This is a genomic window from Streptomyces sp. NPDC054847, from assembly GCF_053610925.1.
The window spans coordinates 1-15,929 of the sequence record NZ_JBSGZJ010000136.1 but is presented as its reverse complement, the minus strand read 5'-3'; the positions used below and the strand labels follow the sequence as shown (position 1 = coordinate 15,929).

Sequence of the window (15,929 nt, the reverse complement as noted above, 5' to 3'; positions counted from 1 at the left end):
GCCGTGTTCCTCCCGGACAGGCGCCACGGTCTCAAGTGCCCCCGGCCACCAGCCAGACGAGGGCGACGACGAAGAGCAGCAGCAGCGCCACCCCCACCGCCAGGACCGCCGTGGCCCGTTTCGAGCCGTCGCTCTGCGGCTCGGCCACGGCGGTCACTGCCGGGGGTCGTCCGGGGGCCGGCTCCGCCTCCGGCCCGGACCGCGGCACGGACTCCTCCGCGGCCGAGGGCGCGGCCGCCGACACCGGCACATCCGTACGCGCACCACCGCCCGCGCTCGCCAGGCGCAACCGGTGCTCGGCCTCCGCCGCGTCGAGCCGCTCCGCCGGATTGCGGTGCAGCAGTTCCGTGACGACCGCGCCCAGGGTGTCCGCCCTGCCCGCCTCGGCCTGCTCGCCGCGGCCGTGGTCCGTGCCGAACGCGGACCGTCCCTCCGTCGCCGCGTGCAGCATCGCCCCGAGTGACCACAGGTCGGACTCAGGGCCCGGGTCGCGGCCGGCCAGTACTTCCGGGGCACCGAACCCGGGGGAGTCGCGGGCCGTCAGCGCGCCGAAGCCGGTGACCATCACCCGGCCGTCGTTGGCGATCAGCACGTTCGACGGCCGCACGTCCAGGTGCAGCACACCCGCTGCGTGCGCCGCCCGCAGGGCCGCCAGTACCTCCGCCCCCATATGGGCGGCGCGGCGCGGTGGCAGCGGCCCTTCCGCGTCGAGCACGTCGGAGAGGGACAGCCCGCGCACCAGTTCCATCACGATCCACGGCCGGCCGTCCTCCGTCGCCACGTCATGGACGGCGACCACATTGCGGTGCGAGACCCGGCCGGCGGCGCGGGCCGCGTTCTCCAGGTGCTCGTACAGATCCCGGACGTCCCCGGCTCCGAGCGAGGCCGGCGGCCTGACCTCCCTGACCGCGACCTGGCGGCCGAGGACCTCGTCGCGGGCCAGCCACACGACTCCCGTGGCGTCCTCGTCCAGCGGGCTCAGCAGGTGGTAGCGGCCGGCGACCAGTCGTACCGCTCCCGGCGTTTCCGGCACGTCGCTCATGGTGGCCCCCTGTCCGCGACCTGGAGCCGCAAGCCGGTGGAAAGCACTTCAAGCTAACTCAACTCCAGGCGTTTCAAGAGTCATTGATTGGTCATCAGTACGAAGGAAGACCGGAAGTCGCGCACGCGCTGTCCAACTCGCCCTGGAATCAGCCGCATTCGGAGAGTAGTTGTCAACCCGCGTACGGGTGTGGTGAATCATGCGGGCGGGATACACGGGTGTCCCGGCGGGGAGATAGGGTTAACCTGCCCGGGCCGGGTGCCTCGTACGGGTGGGGAGTGACATGGAACAGATAACAGTGCGCAGCAGGCCGCGTGTGCCTGCCATCACATGCGGAAGCGGTGCGACGAGTTCGCGTCTCGACCGGCACCTCTCGGTGCTCGGCGGACCGGCCGTCCCGCAGGTCGAGGCGGCGGAGGCGACGCTGCTGATGCGTGAACTGACCTCGCGCGACGTGACGCGCAGCCGCAGGAGCAAGAGTGCGCGCGTGTCGCTCTTCGCACCGCTGCGCAGGCTCCGCCGTTCACTGTTCGGCAGCCGCGGCTGACCCGACCCCCGGCCGAACCACCCACGGCTCCCACGCGTCGGGACGAGCGCGCCCACCCCGCTCAGGCGACCACACCGTCCCGGCGCAACAGCGCTGCCGCCTCATCCGTCATCCCCAGGCCCCGCAGCAGCGCGTCCGTGTGCTCACCCAGACCGGCAATCGCCCCCATCCGAGCCGGTTCCCCGCCCGGCAGTGTGATCGGGGGCAGCATCGCCTTCAACGGCCCCGCCGGTGAGGCGACCTCGCGCCACCGGTCCCGTGCCGCGAGCTGCGGATGGGCGGCCACGTCCGCCATGCTGTTCAGCCGTGCGCAGGCGATCCCCGCCGCCTCCAGCCGCGCCACCGCGTCCGCCGTGTCCAGTCCCGCCAGGGCCTTGGCCACCGCCGCGTCCGTCCGCTCACGGTTCGCCGTGCGTGCCCGGTTGGTCGCGAAGTCGGGATCGAGGGCCAGTTCGGGCCGGCCCAGGACCTGTTCGGCGAGCCGCCGCCACTCGCGGTCGTTCTGCACCGACAGCAGCACCTGACCGCCGTCGGCGGTCGCATAGGCGTCGTACGGGGAGATGACGGCATGCGCGAGTCCCGTACGGGCCGGCGGCTCGCCCCCGTGCATCCCGTGGTGCAGCGGGTGCCCCATCCACTCGGCGAGCGCCTCCAGCATGGAGATCTCCACGACGCCGCCGCGGCCGGTCGTCCCCCTGCGCAACAGGGCGGCGAGCACCCCGGAGAACGCGTACATGGCCGCCGCGATGTCGGCCGCCGGAACGCCCGCCTTCACGGGCTCCTCCGCCGTCCCGGTCACCGACACCAGCCCCGCCTCGCACTGCACGAGCATGTCGTAGGCACGCTTGTGCGCGTACGGGCCGCCGGAGCCGTAGCCGGAGATGTCGACGGCGACGAGCCTCGGATGCGCCTCGCACAGCGCGGCGGCGTCCAGTCCGAGCCGGGCCGCCGCGCCCTGCGCGAGGTTTTGCACGAACACATCGGCGCCGGCGACCAGCCGGTGCACGATGTCGAGGCCGCGCGGATCCTTCAGATCCACCGCGATGGACTCCTTGCCCCGGTTGCACCACACGAAGTGCGAGGCGAGACCTAGGGCCGCGGTGTCGTAACCGCGGGCGAAGTCCCCGCCGTCCGGCCGCTCCACCTTGATCACCCGGGCGCCGAGGTCGGCGAGCTGGCGGGTCGCGAAGGGGGCGGAGACGGCCTGCTCGACGGCGACGACGGTGATGCCGTCGAGGGGGAGGGGCAGGGGCGGCGGCTGTGGGCTCATGACAGCCGTGCATATCGTGTAGGTGGCACCTTTGTCACCACCGCCGGGCGCGGGCGCGGTCAGGACCGGGCGTAGCGCCGCACCGCGAGCGGCACGCAGACCGCCAGCAGCACCAGTGACCAGCACACCGCTCCGGCCACCGGATGGGCCACCGGCCAGGCCGCGTCCGCCGCCGGGGAAGCGTTGCCGAAGAGGTCCCGCACCGCGGCGGTGACCGCGGAGACGGGGTTCCACTCGGCGACCGTCCGCAGTGCGCCCGGCAGCCCGTCGGTCGGCAGATACGCGTTCGACAGCAGCGGCAGCATGAAGGTCGCGCCACCCAGCTGCCCCGCCGCCTCCTCGCTGCGCGAGGCGAGGCCGAGGAGGATGCCGGCCCAGGTCGAGGCGAAGCGGAAGAGCAGCAGGATCCCGAATCCGCCGAGGGCCTCGAGGGCGCTGCCCTCGATCCGCCAGCCCATCGCGAGGCCGACGAGCAGGAGCGGCACCAGGCCGGCCGCCGCGACCACGAGATCCGCGGCCGCCTGGCCGAACGGGACCGCGCCGCGGCTCATGGGCAGGGAGCGGAAGCGGTCCATGACGCCGCGATGGGAGTCCTGGGCGGCGGTGAACATCCCGGTCATGATGCCGTTCGCGGCGGTCGCCACGAGCATGCCCGGGACCAGGAAGGCCCGGTAGTCGGCGCCCGGCATGGCCATCGCGCTGCCGAATACGTAGCCGAAGAAGAGCAGGAAGACGATCGGCATGGTCTGCGTCATGACGGGGATCGCGGGGGCGTGCTTCATGCGCAGCAGGTGGCGGCCGAGGACGGCCGTGCTGTCGAGGACGACGGTGCTCATGCGACGGGCTCCTTCACGGGTCGGCCGGTGAGGCGGAGGAACACCTCGTCCAGGGTGGGCGGGCGCAGCCCGGCGTCCAGGACCGCGATCCCCGCCGCGTCGAGCTCCCGCACGAGCCGGGGCAGGGTGAGCGTCGGGTTGGTGGTGACGGCCCCGGCGGACCGGCGCTCCACGTCCACGACCGGCTTTGCGCCGGTCAGCTGATCGAGGACGGCCGCCGCGGCCGGCAACGCGGTCCGGTCGAGGACGACCACCTCCGCGTAGTTGCCGATGAGCCCCTTGAGTTCGGCCGGGGTGCCGTTGTGGGTGGCGCGGCCACCGTCGATCAGTACGACGTCGTCGGCGAGCCGGTCGGCCTCCTCGAGGTACTGGGTGGTCAGCAGCACGGTCGTGCCCTCTTCGGTCAGATGCCGCACCGCGTCCCAGATCTCGTTCCGGCTGTGCGGGTCGAGACCGGTGGTCGGCTCGTCCAGGAACAGCACCTCGGGGCGCGTGATCAGCCCGGCCGCCAGGTCGAGCCGGCGGCGCATGCCGCCCGAGTAGGTACGGGCCGGGCGGCCGGCGGCCTCGGTCAGACCGAACCGCTCCAGCAGCTCGGCGGCCCGGGTGCGGGGGGCGCGCAGCAGCCGGGCGAACAGTCGCAGGTTCTCCGCGCCCGTCAGGTCTCCGTCGACCGAGGCGTACTGCCCGACGACGCCGATGCGGCGGCGTACGGCGGCGGGATCACGCCGCAGGTCCTGCCCGGCGACCGTGGCGCTGCCCGCGTCGGGCCTGGTCAGTGTGGCCAGGATGCGTACGGCGGTCGTCTTCCCGGCGCCGTTGGGGCCGAGCACCGCGCAGACCGTGCCCCGGGCGACGGCCAGATCGAGGCCGCGGAGGGCGCGGACGTCGCCGAACCGCTTCTCCAGACCCTCACTAAGTACAGCGTACGTAGTTGTCATGGGTCGACCGTACCTCACTACGTACGCTGTACGTAACTAGGATGTGAGGGAGGTGATGATCCATGGCGGGCCGAGCGGCCGAACCGGAAGTGATCTGGGCGCGCCCCGAGCGCACGGGCAGAGGTCCGAAACCGGCGTACAGCCGGAGCGACATCGCGGCGGCCGCCGTGCGCATCGCGGACGAGGAGGGCATCGACGCCCTCTCCATGCGCAAGGTCGCGGCGCTGCTGGGCTGCGGCACGATGTCGCTGTACAACTACGTGCCCCGCAAGGAGGACCTGTACGAGCTGATGGTCGACGCGGTCAGCGGCGAGTACGAGCTCGGGGAGCCGTCGGACGACTGGCGCGCGGAGATGCTCGCCCTCGCGCACCAGGCGCGGGCCATGATGCTCCGCCATCCATGGCTCGCCCGGGTGATGTCACCGCTGTACGGCTTCAGCCCCAACGTGCTGCGCTACCTGGAGTGGTGCCTGCGCGCGCTGGAGGGCCTGGACGCGCCGTACGGCACGAAGTTCGAGCTGATCGCGATGGTCAACGGCACGGTGATGACGACGGTCGCGACCGAACTCGCGATGGCCGAACGCGCCAGGTCCCTCCCGTGGTCGCCGGAGCAGGAACAGGCGGCACGCCGCGCGTATCTGGCGGGTCAGGTGGCGGGCGGGGACTACCCACGGCTGGCGGCGGCGCTGGGGGAGGCGGCGGAGCCGGGGGACGCGGAGGAGACGTTCGAGCGGGTGCTGAGGCGGGTGATCGACGCGTTCGCCTGACGGCGTGCGGGGCGCGTGCGTGGGGGCATGGCGCCTGCCGCGGGCCGTACCCCGCCCCGGAACCGGTCCGGGGGCGGAGCCCCTCGGAACACGGACGCCTCACAGGAGGGCGAACTGCCCCTCCGGGCCCTCCTCCTGGTGGTCGAGGACCGACGCCGGGCGGCGGGTCGCCGGCGGTGGGGGCAGGACGCCCGACGCGCGCAGTTCCGTGGCGGAGATCAGGGGGCCGGTGGACGTCAGCGCCGCCCGCCGCGGGGCCAGTTCCGCCAGCAGTGCCAGGACCGTGACCAGTTCCAGCAGCTCGGAGGTCCACTCCTGCGGCCAGGTCGCCGGGCGCAGTGCCTCCAGCGTGCCCGCCTCGCCTGTCGACGTGCGCCGGTCGAACCAGAGCTCCAGCACCCGGACCCCGCCCACCTCGAAGTCCCATGCCGTACGCGGGACGGGGGAGATGCGGCCGGTGCCGCCGAGGAGCAGGGCCTCGTCCTCGGGGGCGTAGTCGATCGAGTCCGGCCGGGCCGGCAGCGCGGCGCGGACGTAGGGCCGGCGGCCGCCGGGGAGCCGGGGGCGGTCGCCGCCCCGCGCGCCGCGCAGCATGACGCGGATCATCTCCTGGCCGAGTGCCACCCCGGTGGACCAGACGCCGGCGTCCGCCGTCAGGGGCACCACGCATCCGACGGGGGAGGGCGCCGCGGCCGCGACCGTCCAGGCGGCCAGGTCCTCGGCGTCGACGGGCTGCCCGTACCGCTCGGCCAGCAGGCCGGTGAGACCGGGTGTGATGTTGGGTTCGTGTCCGCCGGGCCGCCGGTACAGAGGGCGGATACGGCCGGGACGCCCGGCGGGCGAACGGCCGTCCGGGAGCAGGGCGGTGACCGTGAGCGCGGGTCCGGCGGCCTTCGGCACGTGTCCCTGTTCGACGACGAACAGCTGCCGCTCGTCCCGTACCCGCCACAGCTCGGGCCGGGCGACGTCGATCAGCCGGTGGTCGGGGATCAGCCACTGTTCGTCGAAGGCGCCGTGCAGCACCCGCACGGGTTCCGGGCAGCGGCCGGTCTCGCGCGCCATGCGTCCCGTACCGGTCGGCTGGCCCGGCAGCTGGGCCACCGTGCCGTGCGTGCCCCGGGCCCTGGAGACCCGGAACAGTGTCTCGCGGGTGCCGTCCTCCGCCCGTACGAGGGCGTCCCAGCGGGCCCGCAGGGACGCGGCGTCCGGCGCCATCACCCAGTCCCTGCCCAGCCGCAGCGGCGCCACGGACCAGGGCATGAGGTCGTCGAGCAGCGGCACGTCCTCGGTGAGAGCAGTCACCGTCGCATGCTAGTCAGGCTCAGTCCGCGGCATCCACGGTGACCGAGAAGGAGAACCGGTCCCCGCGGTAGCGGATGCGGGCCACGTCCACGACCCGGCCGGTGTCGTCGTAGGTCACACCGGTGTAGTGCAGGATCGGGCTCAGCAGGGGCACTCGCAGCAGTTCCGCGGTCCGCGGGTCGGCGAGCCGGGCCTCCACCGTGTCGGTGATCCGGCTGATACGGACACCGAGGGCGTCCCGCAGGACCTTGGTCATCGGCCAGCGTTCCAGGTCGGCGATGTCCAGCCCGGCGGCGACATCGGGATGCAGGGCGTTCTCCGCCCAGTTGGTGGGCTCGCCGCTGTCGCCGTCGCAGCGCAGCCTCCGGTACACCACGACCTCGGCGGCCCCGGGGAAGTGCTCGGCGAGCTCGACCGGCACCGGCTCCGGGCCGTGGCCGAGGACCGTGGTGCGTTCGCCGGACTGCTGGGCGACGATCGCGTCGATCGAGCCCAGCAGCCGCCGGGGCGCGCCGCGGCGTGCCCCCGATTCGATGAAGGTGCCGCGCCGGCGGTGCCGGCTGATCAGACCCTCCTCCTCCAGCTCCTTGAGTGCCTGACGCATGGTCAGGACGCTCACTCCGTAATGCTGGGCGAGCTGTTCCTCTGTGGGCAGCCGCAGCGACGCCTCGGGCGTTCGGCCCAGTATCGAGGCGCGCAGGGACTGCGAGACCTGGTACCACAGCGGCAGCTTGCGGTTCAGGACCAGCGAGTCGGGGGCGAAGGAGGTCACGGCATCTCCGTACTACGACGAACTACGACCTGAAGTGGCGCTGAAGACCCTGCCACACGTCGTCGTACCCCATCTGCAGATGGTCGGCGTTCGCCGCCTGAGCGGTGGCGGTCACCGGCCAGCGGGTCTCGAACATGAAGGCAAGGCCGTCGTCGATCTTCTGCGGCTTCAGCTCGGCCGCGCTCGCCCGGTCGAAGGTCTCCCGGTCGGGACCGTGCGCCGACATCATGTTGTGCAGCGAGCCGCCGCCGGGGACGAAACCTTCGGCCTTCGCGTCGTACGCACCCTCGATCAGGCCCATGTACTCGCTCATCACGTTGCGGTGGAAGTACGGCGGGCGGAAGGTGTCCTCGCCGACCAGCCAGCGCGGTGCGAAGACGACGAAGTCGACACCGGCGAGCCCCGGGGTGTCGGAGGGCGAGGTCAGCACCGTGAAGATCGACGGGTCGGGGTGGTCGTACGAGATCGTCCCGATGACGTTGAAGCGGCGCAGGTCGTAGACGTACGGGACATGGGTGCCGTGCCAGGCGACCACATCGAGCGGGGAGTGGTCGTAGGTCGCCGCCCACAGGTTCCCGCAGAACTTGTTGACCACCTCGACCGGCTGCTCGACGTCCTCGTAGGCGGCGACGGGGGCCAGGAAGTCGCGGGCGTTGGCCAGGCCGTTGGCGCCGATCGGACCGAGCTCGGGAAGCTCGAAGGGCTGCCCGTAGTTCTCGCAGACGTAGCCCCGGGCGGTGGCGTCCAGCAGCTCGACCCGAAAGCGAACGCCGCGGGGGACGAGGGCGACCTCCCCGGGCCGGGCGGGGAGCAGCCCGAACTCGGTCACGAGCAGCAGCCCGCCGTGCTCGGGGACGATCAGCAGTTCGCCGTCCGCGTTGCTGAACACGCGGTCGGTCATGGACGTATTGGCGTGGTAGAGGTGCACGGCCATGCCGGTGCGCTGTGTCACGTCGCCGTTGCCGCCGAGCGTCCACAGCCCGGCCAGCCAGTCGGTGCCGGTGGCCGGCTGGGGCAGCGGGTTCCAGCGCAGCCGGTTCGGGTCGGGCACGGTCTCGGTGAAGGGGGCGGTACGGACGTGGCCGTTGTCGACGCGGACGAAGGGAGGGTGTGCGGCAGAGGGGCGGATGCGGTACAGCCACGACCGGCGGTTGTGCGCCCGGGGCTCGGTGAAGGCCGAGCCGCTGAGCTGTTCCGCGTAGAGACCGAGGGGGGCGCGCTGGGGGGAGTTGCGCCCGTGCGGAAGTGCGCCGGGCTCCGCCTCCGAGCTGTGCTCGTTGCCGAAGCCGGGGGAGAACGACGCCTCCGTGAGCCCCTCGACAATCTTCCGCGCCTGTCCGGTGCCACTCATCGCCCGCTCCTGGTGCTGAAGGATTCCTCAATCCATTCCTATGGACAACCGTAGGATTGCACCTCGGCCCCGTCAACGGCAACGGACCGGCATGATGGGCCGCGTGTCCCAGCCACCACTGCGCCGCCGTCCGGTCCAGCGACGAAGCGCCGACCGGCTCGCCCGCATCCTCGACGCGTGCGCCGCACTGCTGGACGAAAGCGGCTACGAGCAGCTGTCGACCCGGGCGGTCGCGGTGCGGGCGGGAGTGCCCATCGGATCCGTCTACCGCTTCTTCGGCAACAAGCGCGCGCTGGTCGTCGCGCTCGGCCACCGCAATCTCGATGCCTACGCCGACCACGTCTCCCGGCGGCTCGTCGCATCCTCCGGTGAGGACTGGGGCGCCGCCATCGATGTGATGCTCGACGAGTACCTGGCGATGAAGCGCACCTGCCCCGGCTTCACCCTCGTCGACTTCGGGGCCCAGCTGCCGGTCGGCGCGCCGGTGGACGGCGTGCACCACGAGGTCGCCGACCGGCTCGGCCAAATGCTGGCCTCGCACCTGGGGCGCGAGTCCGACGCGGAGCTGCGCACGGCGGTGCTGGTGTGCGTGGAGGCGGCGGACGCGCTGCTGCAACTGGCGTTCCGGTCGAGGGCCGGCGGTGACGAGGCGATCATCGCGGAGACCCGACGGCTGCTCCGCGCCTATCTCTCCGACGTCCTGGACGCCCCCGGGCCGCGTGAAAACCGGGCGTGAAAGACCCTCCCGCACATGCATACCGGTCGGTATGCTCAGGTTCGGCGTCCCTGCCGCCGCCGTCCACGCCGTCGCCGCCCACGCCCGTCCGGGGAGGACCCGTGTCCCGCACCGCTCCAGCCGAATCCACCGCCGCCGCCCCGGGGGAGCCCACCCGCACCGCACTGCGGGTCTGCCCGCTGTGCGAAGCCACCTGCGGGCTGACCCTCACCATCGAGGGCAGCCGCGTCACCCGCGCCCGCGGAGACCGCGACGACATCTTCAGCCGTGGCTTCATCTGCCCGAAGGGCGCCTCCTTCGGGGAGCTCGACGCCGACCCGGACCGGCTGCGCACACCCCTGATCCGGGAGAACGGCGAACTGCGCGCCGCCACCTGGCAGGAAGCCTTCGACCTGATCGCCGCGCGGATCAGGCCGCTGATCGAGGAGCACGGACCGAACGCCGTCGGAGTGGTCCTCGGCAACCCGAACGTCCACACCATGGCCGGCGCCCTCTACCCGCCCGTCCTGCTCTCCGCCCTGGGCACCCGCAACGTCTACTCCGCGTCGACGCTCGACCAGATGCCCAAACACGTCTCCAGCGGACTGCTCTTCGGCAGCGCCACGGCCATCCCCGTGCCCGACCTGGACCGCACCGACCACCTGCTGCTGCTCGGCGCCAACCCGCTGGAGTCCAACGGCAGCCTGTGCACCGCGCCCGACTTCCCCGGCAAGCTCAAGGCCCTCCGCCGCCGCGGCGGGACCCTGACCGTCGTCGACCCGCGCCGCACCCGCACCGCCCAGCTCGCCGACCGGCACGTCGCGATCCGGCCCGGCACCGACGCGCTGCTGCTCGCCGCCCTCACCCAGGTGCTGTTCGAAGAAGGACTCACCGACCTCGGCGCACTCGCCGCCCATGTCGAGGGGGTGGCCGAAGTGGAGGCCGCCGTGAAGGACTTCACACCTGAGGCCGTGGCGGCGGCCTGCGACATGGACGCCGAGGAGATCCGCACGATGGCCCGCGAGCTCGCGGGCGCCCCCACCGCGGCCGTCTACGGGCGCATCGGCAGCTGCACCGTCGAACACGGCACCCTCGCCAGCTGGCTCGTCGACGTCCTCAACGTGCTGACCGGCAACCTCGACAGGCCAGGCGGCGCACTCTTCCCCCTGTCCGCCACCGAACGCGCTCCGCGGCCGGCCGCCCCCGGCAAGGGGTTCTCCCTCGGCCGCTGGAGGAGCCGGGTGAGCGGCCACCCGGAGGCCAAGGGCGAACTGCCCGTCGCCGCCCTCGCGGAGGAGATCGAGACCCCGGGCGACGGACAGATCCGCGCCCTGATCGTGATCGCGGCCAATCCGGTGCTCTCCGCCCCCGACGGCGACCGCCTCGACCGGGCCCTGGCCGGCCTCGGCCTGATGGTGAGCGTCGACCCCTATCTCAACGAGACCTCACGCCACGCCGACGTGGTGCTGCCCCCGCCGCCGCCCTCCCGGAGCGCGCACTTCGACTTCGCCTTCAACGCCTTCGCCGTCAGCAACCAGGCCCGCTTCAGTCCCGCCGCCGTACCGCTGGAGGAGGGGCTGATGGACGAGTGCGAGATCCACGCGCGCCTGATCCTCGCCGTCTCCGGCATGCACGGCGCGGAGCCGTCAGCCGTCGACGACATGGTCATCAACAGCACCCTCGCCAAGGCGGTCGCGGACCCCGCTTCCCCGGTGCACGGCCGCGCGGCGGAGGATGTCGCCGCCGAACTCACCGGACGCACCGGCCCCGAGCGCCGTCTCGACATGATGCTGCGCCTCGGCCCGTACGACCTGACCCTCGACATGCTGCTGGAGGCTCCGCACGGCGTCGACCTCGGCCCCCTGCGGCCCCGCATCCCGCAGATCCTCAAGACCCGCAGCGGACGCGTCGAGCTGCTGCCCGGCCCCGTCGCGGACGATCTGCCCAGGCTGCGCGCCGCCCTCGCGGCCCGGCCGGAGGGCCTCGTGCTGGTCGGCCGCCGCCATCTGCGTTCCAACAACAGCTGGCTGCACAACGTGCCCGCGCTGAACGGCGGTTCCAACCGGTGCACCCTGCACATGCACCCCGACGACGCGGCCCGGCTCGGACTCGAGGACGGAGCGTCGGTGAGCGTCACCGGCGACGGAGGCGTCGTGTCGGCCCCCGTCGAGATCACGGACACGGTGCGCCCCGGTGTCGTCAGCCTGCCGCACGGCTGGGGCCACGACCGTCCCGGCATCCGCATGTCGGTGGCCGCCGGCCGTCCCGGAGTCAACGTCAACCAGCTGCTCGACGGCTCCCGGCTGGACCCCCTGTCGGGCACCGCGGTGCTCAACGCCATCCCGGTGGATGTAGCGCCAAGCCGATGACCTGGGGTTTTGCTCGTATTGCTCACGGGTCAACGTCTTGTTAACGGCAGATGGCGACACCTAACGTCATCCGGACCCACCGGTGGGCCGCTCCTCCGGTGGCAGTTCAAGGATGAACGTTAGGTGTCCCCATGCTGACAGTCCTCGGCTTCGCCATGATCGCGACCTTCCTGGTCCTGATCATGATGAAGAAGATGTCGCCGATCGCGGCGCTGGTCCTCATCCCCGCACTCTTCTGCGTCGCCGTCGGGCAGGGCGCGCAGCTCGGGGACTACGTCCTCGAAGGTGTGGGGAACCTCGCCCCGACGGCGGCGATGCTGATGTTCGCCATCGTCTACTTCGGCGTGATGATCGACGTCGGGCTGTTCGACCCGATCGTGCGGGGCATCCTGCGCTTCTGCAAGGCGGACCCGCTGCGCATCGTGATCGGTACGGCGGTGCTCGCCGCCATCGTCTCGCTCGACGGCGACGGCTCCACGACCTTCATGATCACGGTCTCGGCGATGTATCCGCTCTACAAGCGCCTGAAGATGAGCCTCGTCGTGCTGACAGGCATCGCCGCCACGGCGAACGGCGTGATGAACACCCTGCCCTGGGGCGGTCCCACCGCCCGTGCCGCCACCGCCCTCAAGCTGGACGCGGCCGACATCTTCGTGCCGATGATCCCCGCCCTCGGCGCCGGACTTCTCTTCGTACTCGTCCTCGCGTACGTCCTCGGCCGTCGTGAGCGCAAGCGCCTCGGATACCTCACCCTCGACGAGGCGCTCGAGCCCGAGCCCGGCACGGTGCTCGTCAAGGCCGGCGGGGGCGGCGGGCACGCCGGCGGGACCACGGGCTCCGGCACCGGCGCCGAGGGCGCCGGATCCGGTGCGGGAGCGGACACCGGGTCCGCCCGCGAGGGGGACGAAGCCCCGCTCCAGGACGGCGGTTTCCAGGGCCTCGACCCGAACCGCGCGACGCTGCGGCCCAAGCTGTACTGGTTCAACGCCGGTCTGACGCTGGCCCTTCTCACCGCCATGATCATGGAACTCCTGCCGATCCCGGTGCTCTTCCTGCTCGGCGCGGCCCTCGCCCTGACCGTCAACTTCCCCTCCATGGCGGACCAGAAGGCACGTATCGCGGCCCACGCGGACAACGTCCTGAACGTCGCCGGCATGGTCTTCGCCGCCGCCGTCTTCACCGGAGTCCTCACCGGCACCGGCATGGTCGAGCACATGGCGGACTGGCTCGTCGGCGCCATCCCCGAGGGCATGGGCCCGCACATGGCGATCGTCACGGGCGTACTGAGCCTGCCGCTCACGTACTTCATGTCGAACGACGGCTTCTACTTCGGTGTGCTGCCGGTCCTCGCGGAGGCGGGCGCCGCCCACGGCGTCTCGCCGCTGGAGATCGCCCGCGCCTCCCTCGTCGGCCAGCCGCTGCACATGTCCAGCCCGCTCGTCCCCGCCGTGTACGTCCTCGTCGGCATGGCGAAGGTCGAGTTCGGCGACCACACCCGCTTCACGGTCAAGTGGGCAGCCCTGACCAGCCTGGTGGTGCTGGGGGCCGGGATCCTGTTCGGCATCGTCTGACATGGGTCGCCTCTGGCTGCTGCGCCTCGTCATCGCCTTCGGGTTCGCCCAGGCGGCGGTGTCGATGGCGCGCCCGGCCGTCTCCTACCGGGCGCTGTCGCTCGGTGCCGACGAGCGGGCGATCGGTGTGATCGCCGGTGTGTACGCGCTGCTTCCGCTGTTCGCCGCCGTACCGCTGGGCCGCAGGACCGACCACGGCCGCTGCGCGCCGCTGCTGTACGCGGGCGTCGCGCTGATCGCCGGCGGCTGCGCGCTCAGCGGACTCGCCGGCTCGCTGCCGACGATGGCCGCGTGGAGCGGTGTGATGGGACTCGGCCACCTCTGTTTCGTCATCGGCGCCCAGTCGATCGTCGCCCGCCGGTCCGCCCCCGCCGAACAGGACCGCAACTTCGGGCACTTCACCATCGGCGCCTCCCTGGGCCAGCTGGCCGGACCTGTTGCCGCGGGCGCGCTGATCGGCGACGACATGGCCCGCACGAGTGCGCTGGCGCTCGTCGTCTCCGCGGCCGTGGCGGCCGTCTCGCTGACCTCGATGTGGCGTATCGAGCTACGGCACAAGGGAGTCGGGCACAACCGGGACGCGGCCGCCGCGAAGGTTCCCGTGCACCGCATCCTGCGTACCCGCGGCGTACCCGCGGGGATCTTCATCAGCCTCGCCGTGCTCTCGGCCACGGACATCCTCACCGCGTATCTGCCGGTGGTCGGCGAGCACCGCGGTATCGCGCCCACCGTCGTGGGCCTGCTCCTGAGCCTGCGGGCCGCCGCCACGATCGCGTGCCGGCTGGTGATGACGCCGATGATCCGCCACCTCGGCCGTACCACCCTGCTGACCGTGACCTGTCTGCTCGGCGGGGTGCTGTGCGCGGGCATCGCACTGCCGGTGCCGCTGTGGGCGCTGGCGCTGATGCTGGCGGCGCTCGGCTTCTGCCTGGGCGTGGGGCAGCCGTTGTCCATGACGACGGTGGTGCAGGCGGCACCGGCCGGCGCGCGTTCGACGGCGCTCGCCCTGCGGCTGACCGGCAACCGTCTCGGCCAGGTCGCCGCGCCGGCCTCCGCCGGACTGGTCGCCGGGCTCGCCGGTGCCGCGGCGCCCTTCGTGATGCTCGGTGTGCTGCTGGTGCTGTCGGGCGGTACCGCGGTGCGCACCGGCCGCGCCGGACGCGGACCGTCGGCGGGCGTCGGCCAGGACGGCGGTTCCCCGGACGGCTCCGCGGGTGGCGCTCCGGACGGCGGTGCTGAGGGTGGCGCTCGGGGCAACGTGGCTGGCGGCCTGCCGAATGGTGCCTTGGGTGGCGCTCGTGGCGGCGCTGCGGGCGGCCTTCCGGGCGGCGCCGCGGGCAGCACCGCGGGCGGCGCTTCCCGGGAGGCCGGCGGGCCGGGGCGGCGGTGACCGGGGCGGACCGTTCGCCCGGCGGTGGCTCGGGCGGTGCCGCTCAGGGCGCCGACACCCCGAATCGCCCGGTCGGCACAGCCGAGGTGTCCGCTAGTAGGGGCATTTCTGACGGCTTCTCAGCGTTTCGATGCGTCTTCACGTCGAATTCGTGACATTTAGTCAGGCGATCGCGTGATCAGTATGACAATCGCATCGGCTTGAAGGAGCCTCGCATGAGCACGACCGCAACTCTCCGCCCCCGCCGTGCCCGCACGGCGGCGGCCGCCCTTGCCGCCCTGGCCTACGCCGGCGTGACGCTGGCGACGGCGCCGGCGGCCTTCGCCGCCATCGGCGACAGCGGCGACATCAAGATCCACAAGGCCGGCGTCGAGCACTGGGACACCCGGGACGACATCAAGGGAGTCTGCAAGTTCAGCCTCAGCGCCTTCAACTTCGAAAGCCTGTCGCAGGTCACCTGGACCATCACCCCGCAGCCCCCCACGGCCGCAGGAGCCACCCTGACCGACAGCCTCGTGCTGAACGCCGGCCGGGGCCACACCGAGGAGTACGCACTCCCCAACGGTCACTACCTGCTCGCCTGGACGGTCCCGAGCGGTGTGCCGAAGCAGAAGGTCTTCGAGGTCGACTGCGACAAGTACGGCGACAAGCACGAGGAGAAGAACAACGGGGACAAGGGCCCGGAGAACGACAGCGAGAAGGGCCAGGAGAACGACAACGAGAAGGGCACGATCTGGGAGAAGGACGACAAGGACGCGCCCCATGGCGCGGTGCCCGCGGGCGGCGGCGGCATGGCCGGCGACGGCAGCGAGGGCTCCGGGGACGACGGTTCCTCCGTCGGCGCGGCGACGGCGCTCGTCGCGGGCGCGGTCGGTGCGGCCGGGCTGGTCCTCGTCCGACGGGCACGCCGCCGCGCCCATGGCGCCGCGTAACGTACCGAGTCGCCGACGCCGACGACGCGGACCAAGCCGTGCCTGCCGTCTGACCATCACGCTCAGCGTGACGGCCACCCTGGTCACCGGCGTCGTCCGGGGGTGTCAGGACGCACCCCCGGAC

General features: G+C 72.3%; 14 protein-coding genes. 7 read left to right on the top strand and 7 right to left on the bottom strand.

Going from position 1 to position 15,929, the window contains the following annotated elements; all coding sequences use genetic code 11:
• Nucleotides 1–31: 31 nt before the first annotated feature.
• Nucleotides 32–1,042, bottom strand: coding sequence for a serine/threonine-protein kinase (locus ACWGH4_RS16280; protein ID WP_453460876.1), 1,011 nt, complete (start codon nt 1,040–1,042; stop codon nt 32–34).
• A 283-nt stretch (nt 1,043–1,325) separates the two neighbouring features.
• Between ACWGH4_RS16280 and ACWGH4_RS16275 the strand changes: the two genes are divergently transcribed.
• A complete protein-coding gene (locus ACWGH4_RS16275) occupies nt 1,326–1,589 on the top strand; it encodes a hypothetical protein (RefSeq protein ID WP_159693460.1) in 264 nt (87 codons plus the stop codon).
• A gap of 61 nt (nt 1,590–1,650) precedes the next feature.
• Here the strand turns inward: ACWGH4_RS16275 and ACWGH4_RS16270 are convergent, their stop codons facing one another.
• The 3 genes from ACWGH4_RS16270 to ACWGH4_RS16260 are packed head-to-tail and all read right to left on the bottom strand — an operon-like array spanning nt 1,651 to nt 4,636.
• Complete coding sequence (locus ACWGH4_RS16270; protein WP_453460872.1) at nt 1,651–2,859, bottom strand: CaiB/BaiF CoA transferase family protein; 1,209 nt, start codon at nt 2,857–2,859, stop codon at nt 1,651–1,653.
• Between the two features lie 59 nt (nt 2,860–2,918).
• Nucleotides 2,919–3,695 carry an ABC transporter permease gene (locus tag ACWGH4_RS16265; RefSeq protein ID WP_453460869.1) on the bottom strand — a complete coding sequence of 259 codons (777 nt, stop codon included), beginning with the start codon at nt 3,693–3,695 and terminating at the stop codon, nt 2,919–2,921.
• Nucleotides 3,692–4,636 (bottom strand): ATP-binding cassette domain-containing protein, encoded by a 945-nt coding sequence (locus tag ACWGH4_RS16260; protein ID WP_453460867.1) that lies wholly within the window; start codon nt 4,634–4,636, stop codon nt 3,692–3,694. Before ACWGH4_RS16260 ends, ACWGH4_RS16265 begins: the two co-directional genes overlap by 4 nt.
• A 62-nt stretch (nt 4,637–4,698) precedes the next feature.
• Here ACWGH4_RS16260 and ACWGH4_RS16255 point away from each other — a divergent pair, with 62 nt between their 5' ends.
• Nucleotides 4,699–5,403, top strand: coding sequence for a TetR/AcrR family transcriptional regulator C-terminal domain-containing protein (locus ACWGH4_RS16255; protein ID WP_441266521.1), 705 nt, complete (start codon nt 4,699–4,701; stop codon nt 5,401–5,403).
• Nucleotides 5,404–5,502: 99 nt separating this feature from the next.
• Here ACWGH4_RS16255 and ACWGH4_RS16250 read toward each other — a convergent pair whose 3' ends face one another.
• From ACWGH4_RS16250 to hmgA, 3 genes are all read right to left on the bottom strand, one after another.
• Nucleotides 5,503–6,663, bottom strand: coding sequence for a type ISP restriction/modification enzyme (locus ACWGH4_RS16250; protein WP_453460879.1), 1,161 nt, complete (start codon nt 6,661–6,663; stop codon nt 5,503–5,505).
• 61 nt (nt 6,664–6,724) lie between these two features.
• Complete coding sequence (locus ACWGH4_RS16245; protein ID WP_453460865.1) at nt 6,725–7,477, bottom strand: GntR family transcriptional regulator; 753 nt, start codon at nt 7,475–7,477, stop codon at nt 6,725–6,727.
• A 22-nt stretch (nt 7,478–7,499) separates the two neighbouring features.
• Nucleotides 7,500–8,828 (bottom strand): homogentisate 1,2-dioxygenase, encoded by a 1,329-nt coding sequence (gene hmgA / locus ACWGH4_RS16240; protein ID WP_453460863.1) that lies wholly within the window; start codon nt 8,826–8,828, stop codon nt 7,500–7,502.
• A gap of 94 nt (nt 8,829–8,922) precedes the next feature.
• Here hmgA and ACWGH4_RS16235 point away from each other — a divergent pair, with 94 nt between their 5' ends.
• The 5 genes from ACWGH4_RS16235 (at nt 8,923) to ACWGH4_RS16215 (ending at nt 15,805) form a co-directional block, all read left to right on the top strand.
• The gene (locus ACWGH4_RS16235) at nt 8,923–9,564 is read left to right on the top strand and encodes a TetR family transcriptional regulator (RefSeq protein WP_453460861.1); all 642 of its coding nucleotides are present in this window, start codon (nt 8,923–8,925) and stop codon (nt 9,562–9,564) included.
• A gap of 101 nt (nt 9,565–9,665) precedes the next feature.
• A complete protein-coding gene (locus tag ACWGH4_RS16230; RefSeq protein ID WP_453460858.1) occupies nt 9,666–11,912 on the top strand; it encodes a molybdopterin oxidoreductase family protein in 2,247 nt (748 codons plus the stop codon).
• A gap of 131 nt (nt 11,913–12,043) precedes the next feature.
• Nucleotides 12,044–13,483, top strand: a complete 1,440-nt coding sequence (locus tag ACWGH4_RS16225; RefSeq protein WP_453460856.1) for a CitMHS family transporter — start codon at nt 12,044–12,046, stop codon at nt 13,481–13,483.
• 1 nt (nt 13,484) lies between these two features.
• Complete coding sequence (locus tag ACWGH4_RS16220) at nt 13,485–14,873, top strand: MFS transporter (protein WP_453460853.1); 1,389 nt, start codon at nt 13,485–13,487, stop codon at nt 14,871–14,873.
• 215 nt (nt 14,874–15,088) lie between these two features.
• Complete coding sequence (locus ACWGH4_RS16215) at nt 15,089–15,805, top strand: hypothetical protein (RefSeq protein ID WP_453460850.1); 717 nt, start codon at nt 15,089–15,091, stop codon at nt 15,803–15,805.
• Nucleotides 15,806–15,929 lie beyond the last annotated feature (124 nt).